General features: G+C 62.8%; 12 protein-coding genes. 6 read left to right on the top strand and 6 right to left on the bottom strand.

From position 1 onward, the window contains the following. The first annotated feature begins 19 nt into the window (after positions 1–19). Together O0882_RS10480 and O0882_RS10475 are read left to right on the top strand one after the other, a co-directional pair. Positions 20–670: a hypothetical protein gene (locus tag O0882_RS10480; RefSeq protein ID WP_289947669.1), complete on the top strand. Its 651-nt coding sequence runs from the start codon at positions 20–22 to the stop codon at positions 668–670. Between the two features lie 31 nt (positions 671–701). Next, the gene (locus tag O0882_RS10475; protein ID WP_289947667.1) at positions 702–1,133 is read left to right on the top strand and encodes an amidohydrolase family protein; all 432 of its coding nucleotides are present in this window, start codon (positions 702–704) and stop codon (positions 1,131–1,133) included. Here O0882_RS10475 and O0882_RS10470 read toward each other — a convergent pair. From O0882_RS10470 to O0882_RS10455, 4 genes are all read right to left on the bottom strand, one after another. After that, positions 1,093–2,481, bottom strand: coding sequence for a sigma 54-interacting transcriptional regulator (locus O0882_RS10470; protein WP_289947664.1), 1,389 nt, complete (start codon positions 2,479–2,481; stop codon positions 1,093–1,095). The genes O0882_RS10475 and O0882_RS10470 overlap by 41 nt on opposite strands. Positions 2,482–2,775: 294 nt before the next feature. Beyond that, positions 2,776–5,034 (bottom strand): arginine/lysine/ornithine decarboxylase, encoded by a 2,259-nt coding sequence (locus tag O0882_RS10465; RefSeq protein WP_099763488.1) that lies wholly within the window; start codon positions 5,032–5,034, stop codon positions 2,776–2,778. A gap of 250 nt (positions 5,035–5,284) precedes the next feature. Beyond that, complete coding sequence (locus tag O0882_RS10460) at positions 5,285–5,770, bottom strand: dihydrofolate reductase (RefSeq protein WP_289947662.1); 486 nt, start codon at positions 5,768–5,770, stop codon at positions 5,285–5,287. Next, positions 5,767–6,582 (bottom strand): alpha/beta fold hydrolase, encoded by an 816-nt coding sequence (locus tag O0882_RS10455; RefSeq protein WP_289947660.1) that lies wholly within the window; start codon positions 6,580–6,582, stop codon positions 5,767–5,769. The genes O0882_RS10460 and O0882_RS10455 overlap by 4 nt, the downstream gene beginning before the upstream one ends. 176 nt (positions 6,583–6,758) lie before the next feature. On the opposite strand from O0882_RS10455, the gene O0882_RS10450 reads away from it, so the two are divergent. From O0882_RS10450 to O0882_RS10435, 4 genes are all read left to right on the top strand, one after another. Beyond that, positions 6,759–7,334 carry a TerD family protein gene (locus O0882_RS10450; RefSeq protein WP_289947659.1) on the top strand — a complete coding sequence of 192 codons (576 nt, stop codon included), beginning with the start codon at positions 6,759–6,761 and terminating at the stop codon, positions 7,332–7,334. A 76-nt stretch (positions 7,335–7,410) separates the two neighbouring features. Continuing rightward, positions 7,411–8,664, top strand: a complete 1,254-nt coding sequence (locus O0882_RS10445) for a TerD family protein (RefSeq protein WP_289947657.1) — start codon at positions 7,411–7,413, stop codon at positions 8,662–8,664. Positions 8,665–8,673: 9 nt separating this feature from the next. Further along, complete coding sequence (locus tag O0882_RS10440) at positions 8,674–10,014, top strand: VWA domain-containing protein (RefSeq protein WP_289947656.1); 1,341 nt, start codon at positions 8,674–8,676, stop codon at positions 10,012–10,014. 186 nt (positions 10,015–10,200) lie between these two features. Beyond that, positions 10,201–12,471: a TonB-dependent receptor gene (locus O0882_RS10435; RefSeq protein ID WP_289947653.1), complete on the top strand. Its 2,271-nt coding sequence runs from the start codon at positions 10,201–10,203 to the stop codon at positions 12,469–12,471. Here the strand turns inward: O0882_RS10435 and O0882_RS10430 are convergent. Together O0882_RS10430 and O0882_RS10425 are read right to left on the bottom strand one after the other, a co-directional pair. Next, positions 12,468–13,511, bottom strand: a complete 1,044-nt coding sequence (locus O0882_RS10430) for an SMI1/KNR4 family protein (protein WP_289947651.1) — start codon at positions 13,509–13,511, stop codon at positions 12,468–12,470. The genes O0882_RS10435 and O0882_RS10430 overlap by 4 nt on opposite strands. Beyond that, a complete protein-coding gene (locus O0882_RS10425; protein WP_289947649.1) occupies positions 13,511–14,485 on the bottom strand; it encodes a thymidylate synthase in 975 nt (324 codons plus the stop codon). The genes O0882_RS10430 and O0882_RS10425 overlap by 1 nt, the downstream gene beginning before the upstream one ends. Positions 14,486–14,513 lie beyond the last annotated feature (28 nt).

The following is a 14,513-nucleotide window of genomic DNA, read 5'->3' as shown; positions in this document are numbered from 1 at the left end:
CATTGCGAAGGAGAGCATCATGCACCAACTCGAATGCGCATGCGCGCAATGCCGGCAACGGGCCGGCGCCGCGTTTGAAGTGCTGGAATTCGGCCACGACTGGCCCGGCAAGGACACGGCGCCGGCCGTCTTCGGCGAAGAGGAAGAATTGCAGCTGGCCATGGAATTGCTGGAAGTGGCCAGCGAGGAAGAACTCGAGCAGTTTCTCGGCAATGTCTTCAAGAGCGTGTGGAAGGGCGTCAAGAAGGTGGGATCGACCCTTGCCAAGGTGGCCAAGCCCTTGGGCGGCGCCTTGAAGGCCGTGGCCAAGACGGCCTTGCCCTTTGTCGGCGGCGCCCTCGGCTCGATGATCCCCATACCGGGCGTGGGCACGGCGCTCGGCTCGGCCCTGGGGCGCGCGGCCAGCAATGCGCTGGAGCTGGAAATGGCCGCCGAGGCGCCGGCCGACCGCGAGCTGGCGCTGGCGCGCCGCTTCGTGCGCATCGCGGGGCAGGCGGCGCGCCTGGCGGCCGACGGCGACGGCAGTGCGCGCGCCGTGGAAAGCGCGCTGACGCGGGCCTTGCACCAGCAATTGCCGCAGTTCCGCTCGCCTGCGCCGCAACAGGAAGAGGAAAGCGGGCGCTGGCGTCGGCGCGGCAACCGTATCGTCGTCATGGGCGACTGGCAATAGCGCGGCAAGATGATCATCGATTGTCACTGCCATGCGGGACCGGCTCGACGCGCGCATCAGCGGCGAACTGTGCGACGCGGCCCGCTTCTTTGGCCTGCCCGTGCTGTACGACCCGGCCGGCGAGGTGGCCGTGGCTGAACTGCTGGCGCAGCAATATCCCGACGTCAACTTCATCCTGCCCCACCTGGGCAGCTTCGGCGACGACTGGGCGGCGCAGCTGGCGTTGATCGACCACCTTGTTCGTCACGCGAACATTTACACGGACAGTTCCGGCGTGCGCCGTTTCGACTTGCTGCAGCAGGCCGTGCGCCGCGCGGGGCCGCACAAGGTCTTGTTCGGCTCGGATGATCCCTGGCTGCATCCGGGGCTGGAATTGCACAAGATTGAGTTGCTGGGCTTGCCGTCGCTGGATGCGTCGTTGATTATGGGGGGCAATTTTTTGCGGCTGGCGGGGCTGGCGTGAGGCTGCTTGCCGCGCAGGCGGCCGCCTTGCGGCGTATCTGCAGGGCGCGGTCAGTCACGCCCAGGCGGGCGGCGGCGCGCTGGTTGTTGCCGTGTTCCTCGGCCAGCACCAGGCGGATGGCCATGTCGGTGGCGCAGCGCGTGATATGCGACAGCTTGCAGCCCTGTGCCAGGGCGCGCCGCACGGCCACCTCGAAATGCGGGTCGGGCCAGAGCGGCGCCAGCAGCCGTTCTTCCGGGGGCAGGGCGCCGATGGTGATGGGGCCGGGGCCGCAATGGCGGTGCCAGATGCGCGTGACGGTCTGGCGCAGCTCGCGCACATTGCCCGGATAGTCGCGCAGCAGCAGGTATTCGCGCACGGCGGCGTCCAGCGGGGGCGGCGGCTGTTGCGCCAGCTCGGCGAGGAAATGCCGGGCCAGCGGCAGGATGTCGTCCTGGCGCTCGCGCAGGGGCGGGGTTTGGCAACGCCAGCCGGCGATGCGGTAATACAGGTCGGCGCGAAAGGCGCCGCGCGCCACTTCGTGCTCCAGTTCGCGGTTGGTGGCGCACACGAGTCTGAATTGTGTGGGTTGCCAGGTATTGCCGCCCACGCGCTTGTATTTGCGTTCCTGGATGGCGCGCAGCAGTTGGGCTTGCAGCGGTAGCGGCAGTTCGCCCACTTCGTCGAGGAACAGCACGCCGCCGTCCGCCAGGGCGAAAGCGCCGTCGCGCGCACCAGACGCGCCCGTAAACGCGCCCCGTTCATGGCCGAACAGTTCGCTGCCAGCCAGTTCCGGCGACAGGGTAGTGCAGTCGAGAATGGTGAAGTCGCCACGGCAGTTGCCGAGGCGGTGGACCAGTTGCGCCAACAAGTCCTTGCCCGTGCCCGTTTCGCCCGTGATCAGCACCGAGGCCTGGCTGAAGACGGCCATTTCCACTACCTGGTGCAGCAAGGCCGTCCAGGCCGCGCTGTCGCCTACCAGGTGCTGGCGCACGGCGTTTGATGCCAGCAGCTGCGCCACGGCTTGCCAGTGCTGCAGGCGCGCCAGCACCGGGCCCGCGTCAATGGCGCCGTCCGGCCACAGCAGCACATCGAGCGCGCCTGCCGCTATCAGGGCGCGCTGTTGGGCGCAGCTGGGGGGCTGGCTGCAGGCGGCAATGGCCAGCACGGAGGCGTGCCGGCACAGGGCCGGCAGCGCTTGCAGCAGCGCGCTATCGGCCTCGGCAAACAGCACGATGCCCGCGCCGTCCTCCTCTCCATCGTGCCGCCGGGCTATAGTTACCTGAGCCTGCTTCAAGGCCGTCATCAGCAAGGCACCACTGCCAGCCGCCGCCTGCTGCACGATTTCCAGCCACACCTTGAGCGTCATATGCCAGCCATCACGAGGGCACGAGTCGCCCATCTTAGAAGCCCGATACCCCAGCCGTTTGATCTGGCGCAAGCGTGCGCGGTAGTCATCAAATGAAAAACGCCACCTGAAAGGTGGCGCTAATGAATGACATTCAACAAACGTCAGAATTAACCGTTTTTAACGAACGTCACGACGGTTCATCCAATCGTAGCGAGCGGCAGTGATTTGTGGCCGAGAAGCGCAACCGTACTCTAGTACGGTGAGCATCGCCGGCCGCAAAGCGCGCCGCGCAGTAGATTGGATGAGCCGTCACTAATCGTCCAATTTGACACAATCAACAAAATAGCCACGCTTGCCATCGACTTCGCGTTTCACGAGACCATGCACATCCGTCTCGAAGCCGGGGAAGCGCTCGTTGAAGTCGCGCGCGAAGCGCAGGTAGTCGACGATGGTCTTGTTGAAGCGCTCGCCCGGGATCAAGAGCGGGATGCCCGGTGGATACGGCGTCAGCAGGATGGACGTGATGCGGCCTTCCAGTTCGTCGATGGCCACGCGCTCGATTTCGCGGTGCGCCATTTTGGCGAACGCGTCCGACGGCTTCATGGCGGGGATCATGTCCGACAGATACATTTCCGTCGTCAGACGCGCCACATCGTAAGCCTTGTAGAAATCGTGGATTTGCTGGCACAGGTCGCGCAAGCCCATTTTTTCGTAGCGCGGGTTGGCGGCCGCAAATTCCGGCAGGATGCGCCACATCGGCTGGTTCTTGTCGTAGTCGTCCTTGAACTGTTGCAAGGCCGTCAGCAAGGTATTCCAGCGGCCCTTGGTGATGCCGATGGTAAACATGATGAAGAACGAGTACAGGCCGCATTTTTCAATGATGACGCCGTGCTCGGCCAGGTATTTGGTGACGATGGACGCGGGTATGCCCGTCTCGCCGAACTGGCCGTCCAGCGACAGGCCCGGGTTGACGATGGTCGCCTTGATCGGGTCGAGCATGTTGAAGCCGGGAGCGAGGTCGCCGAAACCGTGCCAGTCATCCTCGGCGCGTATCATCCAGTCTTCCTGCTGGCCCATGCCTTCGTCGTTGAAGCTGTCCGGCCCCCACACCTGGAACCACCAGTCCTGGCCCCATTCCTGGTCGATTTTTTTCATGGCGCGGCGGAAATCGAGCGCTTCCATGATCGATTCTTCCACCAGGGCCGTGCCGCCCGGCGCTTCCATCATGGCCGCGGCCACGTCGCACGAGGCGATGATGGAATACTGCGGCGAGGTCGAGGTGTGCATCAGGTAAGCCTCGTTGAAGGCGTCCTGGTCCAGCTTGACCGTATCCGATTCGCGCACGAGGATTTGCGAGGCCTGCGACAGGCCGGCCAGCAATTTGTGCGTGGACTGGGTCGAGAAGATCATCGATTCCTTGGCGCGTGGACGGTCCTTGCCGATGGCGTGCATATTTTTGTAGAAATCGTGGAAGGTGGCGTGCGGCAGCCATGCTTCATCGAAGTGCAGGGTGTCGATCTTGCCGTCCAGCATTTCGCGCAGGGTTTCCACGTTGTAGATCACGCCATCGTAGGTCGATTGCGTGATGGTCAGAATGCGCGGCTTCTTGTTCTTCGCTTCACGCGCGAACGGATTCGCCTCGATCTTGCGGGCGATGCTTTCCGGCGTGAATTCATGCAGCGGGATGGGACCGATGATGCCCAGGTGATTGCGCGTCGGCATCAGGAACACGGGAATCGCGCCGCACATGATGATCGAATGCAAGATCGACTTGTGGCAATTGCGGTCGACGACGACGATGTCGCCCGGCGCCACGGTCGAGTGCCACACCATCTTGTTCGAGGTGGACGTACCATTGGTGACAAAATAGCAATGGTCGGCATTGAAGATGCGCGCCGCATTGCGTTCCGACGCGGCGACCGGACCCGTATGGTCGAGCAGTTGGCCCAGTTCTTCGACGGCGTTGCAGACGTCGGCGCGCAGCATGTTTTCACCGAAGAACTGGTGGAACATCTGGCCGATAGGCGACTTCAGGAACGCCACGCCGCCCGAGTGGCCGGGGCAGTGCCACGAGTAGGAACCGTCGTTGGCATAGTGCACCAGGGCGCGGAAGAACGGCGGCGACAGGCCGTCCAGGTAGGATTTCGCTTCGCGGATGATGTGGCGCGCGACGAATTCCGGCGTATCTTCGAACATGTGGATGAAACCATGCAGTTCGCGCAGGATATCGTTCGGAATGTGACGCGAGGTACGCGTTTCGCCATACAGATAAATCGGGATATCGGCGTTCTTGTAGCGGATTTCCTCGACAAAGGCGCGCAGCGATTTCAAGGCGTGGTCGGTTTCCTCGACGGAGCCGGCGCCGAACTCTTCATCGTCGATCGACAGCACGAAGGCCGATGCGCGCGATTGTTGTTGGGCAAATTGCGACAAATCGCCGTAGCTGGTCACGCCCAGCACTTCCATGCCTTCTTTTTCCATTGCGGCGGCAAGGGCGCGAATGCCCAGGCCGGACGTATTTTCAGAACGGAAATCCTCGTCAATGATGACGATGGGGAAACGAAATTTCATGCATGTCTCCAAAAAAGCAAGCCGCCCCTGACCTATGTGGAGGGGCGGACTAGGGCGCGACGGTCAGGCGGTCGTACAACCCGGCAGCCGCAGAAAAAAAATAAGAACGGGATTCTCGCAGAAATGCGGCGTCTGCGGGAAAAAAATATCGTAGCAAAGCGTCACCAGCATGCGCTAGCGTGACGCAACGGTGTGACAGGGGTATTACAGCAACATTCTGGCGATCTCTATCTCTATCTTTATCACCTTATCAGGCTTTGCGTTCCAGCGTGACAAAGGCGTATGGCAGGCCGGATTTCTCCGAGACATGCGCCTCGCGCGCGGTTTCTTGCCACACGGCATGGTCCACGGCGGGGAAAAAGGCGTCGCAGTCAAACGTGCGGCCGATTTCCGTGATGATCAAACGCTGAGTCAGCGGCAATGCCTGCTGGTAGATTTCGGCGCCGCCGATGACATAGCCTTCCGCGCCGTCCAGCAGGGCGATGGCCGCTTGCACCGACGACACCGCTTCCACGCCCTCGTGGCGCCAGTCCGGATTGCGCGTGATGACGATGTTGCGGCGGTTCGGCAGCGGACGGCCGATGGAGTCGAAGGTCTTGCGGCCCATGAGGATGGGGTGGCCCGTCGTCAAACGCTTGAAGTGCGCCAGGTCTTCCGGCAATTTCCACGGCAGGGTGTTGTCGATGCCGATGCCGCCTTGCTGGTCGGTGGCGACGATGATGGTCAAATGGCTCATGGGTTCGGTGAAAAAGGTTGGGGCATGGCCCGATGCCCGTCATTATCGTTGAAATTGCCGGCGGCCTCCAGATGCGCACGCATGGCGTCGGCCAGCGGCCCCGGTGCTTCCAAGGGAATCATGTGGCCGGTATTGTCTTTCAGTATGTGCAGTGTGGCTTGCGGCAGGCGGGCTGCCATGGCGCGCAGGTCGTCGGGATGGACGAGCTTGTCGTCTTCGGCACCCACGATCAGCACGGGGAAATCGAGTTCCGGCAAGCGCGCCATCAGGTCGGGGCGGGCGATGGTGGTGATGAATTGCGCCAGCAGCACGTCCTTGCCCAGGTCCAGTCCCATTTGCTGGATCAGGCCCGTGATGGACGCATCGTCCAGGTGCGATGGGTGCAGCAGTTCGCGCAGGCGCTGGCGCGTGATGCCCGTATAGGCATTGCGCTCAAGCATGGTGACGATGCGCTGGCGCGTTTCGATTTCCGCCGGCAGCAAACCTTGGGCCGAATTGGCGATCAAAGTGAGGGACTTCACGCGCTGCGGGTGCGCCAGCGCGTGTTCGAGCGCCAGGTAGGCGCCCAGCGAAAATCCCACCAGGTGGGCTTGCGGAGCGCTGTCGCTGGCAATCATCTGCTGCATCTGCGCGCGCGTGCGCGCCTGGTGCAGGGGCACGTGCTGCAAATGAAAGGCGTCACCCAGCGCAGGCGCCAGGCGCGACCACAGGCGTTCATCGCACAAGGTGCCGGGGATGCAGTCGAGCCGTATCGTTGTATTGTTCAAGGACAAGCCTGGTACAGGATGGTGAAAATTTTTGTCGAGCAGCATTATCCGTCATTTTGCGCATGCGGACAGCGGCGTGGTATTTTCCGTATGGCATTATTTTCAATAGTGCGCGGCTGGCAAGCAGGAACTTTATGGTAGGCTCATGGTTCATCAAGCCGGGGACCCGGCGACGTGACCTGAAACACCGAATGCAACCCCCACATTAAAGAGGAAACACCATGGCGATCAGTTTGCAAAAAGGCGGCAATGTCAACCTGAGCAAGGAAGCACCTGGCTTGAAGAAAATCGTGATTGGCCTGGGCTGGGACCCGCGCGCCACCGATGGCGCCGCATTCGACCTGGACGGCAGCGCCTTCCTGCTGAAAACGGATGGCAAGGCCCGTTCCGATGCCGATTTCATTTTTTATAACAACCTGAAGTCGGTTGACGGCTCCATCGTCCATGCGGGCGACAACACGACCGGTGGCGGCGATGGCGACGACGAGAAAATCGCCGTCGACCTGGCCAACGTGCCCGCCGACATCGACAAGATCGCCGTGGCCGTCACCATTCACGATGCGGAAGCTCGCAAGCAAAACTTCGGCATGGTGGGCAAGGCCTACATCCGCTGCCTGAACGGCGACAACGGCGCGGAAATCGCCCGCTATGACCTGTCGGAAGACGGCTCGACGGAAGCGGCCATGATCTTCGGCGAAATCTACCGCGCCGGCAGCGAATGGAAATTCAAGGCCATCGGCCAGGGCTTTAAAGGCGGCCTGGGCCCTCTGGCTCGCTCCTTTGGTATTAATGCATAAAAACCAGTTGTTTGCGTAAATGTACCGGGTGGCACCGCTGCCCGGTTCTGTCTTTCTTCTCTCTCTCCCTGACTCCATGGAAAACCTGATCAAGGGGCAGCGTCTGGCGCTGTCCGGCCTCGTCACGGGCAACGTCGTGCAACTGGGTTTGTCCAGCGCGGGCGTGGCGCTGGACTTTGCCTGTTTTGGCCTCGATGCCGCCGGTAAATTGTCCGATGACCGCTACATGACTTTCTTCAACCAGCCGCGCACGCCGTGCGGCGGCGTGGAAACCTCGGCGCCGTGCGGCGATGCGGCCGGCTTCAGTTACCAGCTGGAGCGCTTGCCTGCGTCCATCGAACGCCTGGTCGTCACGGCCGCCATCGATGGCGCGGCCAGCATGGCGCAGCTGGGCAGCGGCTACCTGCGCCTGCTCGACGGCGGGCGCGAACTGGCCCGCTACGCGTATGCGGGTACTGATTTTGCGCAAGAAAAAGCCGTCATGCTGGGCGAGTTTTACCGCAAGGACGGCGGCTGGCGCTTCATGGCCGTGGGCCAGGGTTTCAATGGCGGGCTCGATGCGCTGGTCGCCCATTTCGGCGGTGTAGTGGCGCAGGCGGTAGCGGAACCGGTGCCGCCATCAAAAATTTCCCTGTCGAAAATCTCGCTGACCAAGGCGGGCCAGACCCACAAGGTCTCGCTGGAAAAGGGGGCGGGCGCGCCGAGCAAACTCACCGTCAAGGCCACCTGGGTCGATAACGGCGATGGCGACGACGATAACGACGACCTCGACTTAAGAGTCGGGATTCTCTTGCCGAACGGCCAGATGCGCTTCATCCAGGCGCCGGACACAGCGGGCAGCTTTGACGTCATGCCGTATGTGCGCCACCTGGGCGACGTGGCCGGTGCGGCGGGCAAGGAGCCGGCCACGGAAACGGTGGAAGTCAATCCTGCGCTGGCGCAACATTACGGCGGCACGGTGGGCCTGGTCTTCAGCGTGTATTCGGCGCTGGCCAATGGCGCCGTCCCGGTGGCGTCCATGCGGCCGAAAATGGTCATGCAATACGGCCAGCAGATCGTCGAGTGCGACTTCGACTTCCGCCTGTCCAAGGCGGCCGAAGACGATACGGTCTACACCTATGTGATCGGCATGGCGCGCGTCACGCCCGACAGCATCATCCTGGAGCCGTCCGGCAAGACGTCGGAACCGGGCAGCGAAGCGACGCCGTGGCTGAGCTGGCAGGGCGAGAACCTGCAGCTGGCCTTCAACGGTCCCGTCGTCTTCAAGGGCGAGGACAAGGAAGATGAAGATGATTGCAATGCTGATAATCCACGCCGCTATATCGCCTAGGAGGCACTGATGGAAACCTTGTCCAAGGGACAGCGCTTGCCGCTGGCCAATCTCGTTCCCGATGGCGTGCTGCAGGTCGGCGTGGCCGCGCAGGGCCTGGCGCTCGACGTGGCCTGTTTCGGCCTCGATGCGGCGGCCAAATTGTCCGACGAGCGCTACATGACTTTTTTCAACCAGCCGCGCACGCCGTGCGGCGGCGTGGAAGCGCGCGCCGGCGGTGGCGGCGACATGGCCGAGTTTGCCTTGCAACTGGCGCGCTTGCCGGCTGGCATAGACCGCCTCGTCGTGACGGCCTCCATCGATGGCGGCGGTGTGATGTCGCAGCTGCAATCCGGCCATGTGCGCCTGCAGGCGGGCGGACGCGAGCTGGCCCGCTTCGCGTTTGCCGGTTCGGATTTCGCGCAAGAAAAAGCCGTCATGCTGGCAGAAATTTACCGCAAGGATGGCGGCTGGCGCTGCATGGCCGTGGGCCAGGGTTTCAATGGCGGCCTCGATGCGCTGGTGCGCCACTTCGGCGGCGAAGTCGACCAGGCCGCGCCTGCCGCAGCCACCCCTGCGGCGGCGTCGGCTGTCATGCAGGCGAAGATCAACCTGGAAAAGAGAGTCGAACGGGAAGCGCCGCAGCTGGTCAGCCTGGTCAAGCAGGCGGGCGTGTCGTTGCAAAAAGTGGGCCTATCCGAGCACCGCGCCAAGGTGTGTTTATGCCTGGATATTTCCGGTTCCATGGGACGGCTATATAAAGAGGGGCTGGTGCAGCGCTTTGCCGAGCGCATCCTGGCCCTGGGCTGCAAGTTCGACGACGATGGCGAAATCGACGTTTTTCTGTTCGGCAAGAACGTCCACCATCCGGCGCCGATGGCATTGAGTAATTGCAACACTTATGTGGGGCAGGCGATCACCCGTCACCCGTTGGAAGGCGACACGCGCTATGGCGCCGCCATGCAGGCGATCCGCGCGTTTTATTTCCCAGACAAGGCCGGCGGCGAGCGCACGCGGCCCGTCGCCGCCGAGTTGCCCGTCTACGTGATGTTCGTCACCGATGGCGGCACCAGCGACCAGGCGACAACGGAGAAGCAATTGCGCTGGGCCAGCAATGAACCCATCTTCTGGCAATTCATGGGCATCGGCAAGGGGCGCAAGTCGAAAAGCAAGTTTCTCGCCGCCTTTGCCGATTCCGACTTCCCCTTCCTGGAAAAACTCGACGAATTGCAGGGACGCCTGGTCGACAATGCCAATTACTTTTCCGTCAGCTCGCCAGACGAGCACAGCGATGCGGAACTGTACGATTTGCTGATGACGGAGTATCCGGGCTGGCTGAAACTGGCGCGGGGGCAGGGCTTGCTGAGGTAGCGCAAAGGTCATCGGATGAGGCTATGCGACCACAAGTGGAAGAGATTTGTAAATTGAAGTAAATAACAATGGTTCGCATTTGCTTTGCTCAAGGGAGTCGTGGCATGCTTTCGCTGTGCCCACACCTGTGCCCTCACGCTGCGGCGTAGCGCCTCATCCGTAGCGTCTCCTTTATTTTTGAGCCAAATGCATAAACTCTTTTTTCATTGCCTGGCGGGTAGCAGCCTGCTCGTCGCCAGCGCCGCTGTCCAGGCGCAAACCGTCACCGGCGATACCGTCGTCAAGCCCGCACCGGCCAAGGCGCCCGCCGTCGATGCTCCCCCTTCCGTCAGCGTGACGGCCGAACGTCCCACGGGCCGCATCGACCGGCAAGTCTACGACGTCAAGTCCGATGTGGGCAGCAGCAATGGCACGGCGGCCGATGCCTTGAACAATGTGCCATCCGTGGCCGTCGATCCCGACGGTTCCGTCTCCTTGCGCGGCAGCAGCAATGTGCAGATATTGATCGATGGCAAGCCGTCGGCCATGCTGCAGGGCGATGCGCGCGGCGCCACCCTGAACGCCATGGCGGCCGACGATATCGAATCGGTGGAAGTGATCAATAATCCCGGCGCCCAGTTCGGCAACGAGGCCGGCGGCGGCCCGATTCTGAACCTGGTGATGCGGCGCAACCGCAAGCCGGGCGGCTTTGCCACCGTCAACGCGAATGCCGGCATCGCCGGACGCTACAACAGCTCCGTCTCCGGCAGCTACAATGAAGGGCCGTGGGGCTACCAGGGCGGCATCAATGTGCGCCACGACGGCCGCAATTCCGTCGGCGAGGTCAGCCGTGAACGCCTGGAGCGTGGCACGGGTGCCTTTGCCCCCAGCAGCCAGAGCTCCACCAACAATGGCTTGAATGACTCGCTGGGCTTGCACGGCACCGTGAATTACAACCTGAACACAAATGACACCCTGGCCGCCAGCGTGTCGTATAACGGTCGTAGCAATGACCAGCGCTCGCTCGACCGCTACCTCAATGGCGACACCACGGGCAGCACCGTCGGCGACTATGTGCGCAGCACCGTGCGCAACGGCGACAGCCGCAACACCAGCTGGGGCGCGCGTTACGACCACAAGGGAGAATTGCCGGGCGAAACCCTGAAAATCGACTTGCGCGTGTCGTCTTCCACCAATGAAAGCGACAGCGATTACGCGAATACTTATGCGGTCGCACCCGACCATGCCTACAACAGCCGCGCGCGCCAGCACAGCGAGACGGGCAACCGCATCGTCGACTTCAGCGGCGACTACGAGCGTCCGCTGGCGGGCGGCACGGCCAAGCTCGGCTACAAGGTGGCCGACAACCAGAGCAGTTTCGACACCCTGTACACGGACATCAACCGGGCCAGCCTGGCGGAAACCGTCAACCCCATGCGCAGCAACCGTTTCGAGCTCGACGAGCGCACCATCGCGCTGTACGGCTCCTACCAGATGCGCCTGAGCGAGCGCTGGGGCGCGCTGGCCGGCTTGCGCGCCGAGTACACGGATTTGAACGTGCGCCAGATCACGGGCGGCGTCGAGGCGAGCAACAATTACGTCAACTACATTCCCAGCCTGTTTGCCACGTACAAAGTCAGCGACGAGAGCAATGTGCGCTTCAGCTATGCGCACCGCCTGCGCCGCCCGAGCGCGGGCGACCTGAACCCGTACGTGATCTACCGCGACGAGTTCAATGTGTCGGCCGGCAACCCGAAGCTGAAACCCACGCAGACGGACTCGTTCGAGATCGGCTATGAAACGAAGATCGCGGGCCTGGAAAGCAGCTTGCGCGCCTACCACCGGCGCGACACGGACGCCATCGTCGATTACCGCTACTTCATTAGCGATAACGTGCTCTTGACCACGCGCGAAAACGGCGCAGGCAGCCATTCGAGCGGCCTGGAGTTCAGCGTCAGCGGCAAGCTGACCCCATCCTTGACCCTGAATACGAGCGGCAACCTGGCGCGCAGCCAGCAGAGCAGTTCCGACGACCTGGGCAACCGCAGCACGCGCACCGCGAATGCCCTGAGCGGCCGCGCGCGCCTCAATTACCAGTTCGATGCGGCGAACCAGCTGCAGCTGGCCCTGCAAATGCAAGGCAAGATGCTGTCGGGGCAGGGTTACCGCTCGCCAAATAACACTTTGAATGTGAGCTGGCGCCATACGGTGACGCCGCAACTGAGCCTGGTCATGAACGTGACCGATGTGTTCAGCAGCAACAAGATGGAAACCGTCATCAACAGCGCTTCCCTGCGCGAGACGAGCACGCGGCGCTTCGATGGACGCATGATTTATGTGGGGCTGTCGTATCGCCTCGGCGGCGTGGGATCGGCGAAAGAGGGCGAACGCGAACCGCGCTTCGGTCCGCAGGGCGGACGCGGGTCGGGTGGCCCTGGCGGTCCCGGCCCGGGTGGGCCGGGAGGCGAAGCAGGCTAGGCCGCCAGCGCGATCTCGTGCAGGAAGTAGATGAAATCGTCCGTATGGAGCTCGAAGCGCCATCCGCCCGTGCCATGTTCGGCGCGGTACACGGGCAAGTCGCCGTCGATGCTTCTTTCTTCCAGGTCCACGCAGTACGGGTCGCCGCCCGCATCGGCAATCACCACCAGCTTCGGCGGCCAGGCCGCGATTTTGCGAAGGCTCACGGCATCGACGGAGTAGCCGTGCTGGGCCTTGACCAGATCGGCCGCGCCGTACAGGTGCAGGCCCTGGGGGAAGCGCTTGCCGTCGACATGCACGCGCAGCGGCGAATACCAGGCCAGGAAGCGGCGGTAGATCTCCGGCAAGACCCAGTGCGCGTCGATCTCGGCCATGTCCGCGGCACTGGCGACCGTCAGCCAGTTCGACGGTTGCGCCAGATCCTGTTCGCACTGGCGCCGCAGCGCCAGTTTTCGCTCCAGGAAGGCGGCAGCCATTTCCAGGCGCGACAGCGGCCGGGTCAGCGCCTCATGCGTGACGGGCGCCTTGTAGCCGGCACCGTCAGGATAGCCGTCCGCTTGCCAGGCCAGCACGGCATCGAGCCGCAGCTGCTCCGCCTTCCAGTGGCCGGGATCGGTCGGCAAGCCCTGGTCAAACGGCTGGCGGCTGAACACGGCCAGGCTCTTGATCGCCTTGGCGCGCACTTCCAGGCGCGTGGCGCCGGACGCTGCCAGCGCCACCAGTGGCGCATACGCCTCCACGCCTATACTTTTCAGCAAGCCATCGACGCCCCAGTACGCCAGTGTGGGCTGCTCCAGTGCCCAGGCGAAAAAGGCCGCGTGTTGACTGCCTTCCACCAGATGCACGATATCCGTCATCAAAAAGCTGCGCCAGTGCAGCAGTTGCCCATCGCGCGCATACGCCGTCAAAATGTCCAGCACGGCCAGCCGGTCGTCGGGCGCATGCTTTTTCAGCAGGCGCTCCTTCAGCCGGGCGAACTTGCTGCCATCCGTTTCGTCAAACAGCTTGCGGTACAGGGCGGCCAGCGGTGCGGCCGCCATCAGACGGCCATCGCCGCCTTGATGGGCGCATGGTGCTCATAGCCTTCCAGCGAGAAATCCGACGGTTCGATCTTTTCCAGCCACTCCGGCTCGAACTTGCCCGTCTTCGCGTAGTCGGGCACGCGCTCGGAAATGACGAAACGGGGCGCCGGGAACGGTGTGCGCTTCAATTGTTCTTCCACCATGTCGAGGTGGTTTTCATAGATGTGCGCGTCGCCGATGAAATACGTGAACCAGCGCGGCGTGTAGCCCGTCAGGCGCGCCACCAGGTGCAGCAGGGCCGCGCCTTCGGCGATGTTGAACGGCGTGCCCAGGCCGATATCGTTGCTGCGAACATATAAACACAGCGAGATTTCGCGCGTGCTGGCATTCGGGATGAACTGGTACAGCAAGTGGCAGGCGGGCAGGGCGACGGCGTCCAGCACGGCCGGGTTCCAGCCGTGGAACAGGATGCGCCGGCTGCCCGGGTTCGTCATGATGGTATCGAGGCACTCGCGCAACTGGTCGACGGCCTTGTACAGCAGCACTTTTTGCACGCCATCCTCGACGAGCGGGGCGATCAAGGTAAAACCGTTCGCTTGCGCGTCGGCGATTTGCGCGGGCTGGTCGGCGGCCAGCAGCTTGTACGCGGGCCATTGTCGCCATTGCACGCCGTACACGGGGCCCAGGTCATCCTCGCCTTCGCGGTAGGGGTTGGCCAGCCATTGCGCGTTTTCATTGGCGTTCTGGTCCCATACCTTGCAGCCCAGCGCGCGGAATTCGGCTGCGTTGCGCGAGGCGCGCAGGAAGGCGCACAATTCGCCGATCACGGATTTGAAAGCCAGTTTCTTGGTCGTCACGGCAGGGAAGTTGCCGTTGGCCAAGTCGAAACGCATCATGGCGCCCGGCACGCTCAGGGTGCGGATGCCCGTGCGGTTGTCTTGCCAGCTGCCCGTTTCGAGCACGGTCTTGATCAAATCTTGATATTGCTGCATGTATTTCTCCAACGGTAAGGATGGTGAT

The sequence above is a fragment of the Janthinobacterium sp. SUN073 genome, assembly GCF_030397665.1.
Taxonomy (GTDB): Bacteria; Pseudomonadota; Gammaproteobacteria; order Burkholderiales; family Burkholderiaceae_D; genus Janthinobacterium.
The sequence above is the reverse complement of the archived record's forward strand: the minus strand, read 5'-3'. Positions and strand labels throughout refer to the sequence as shown.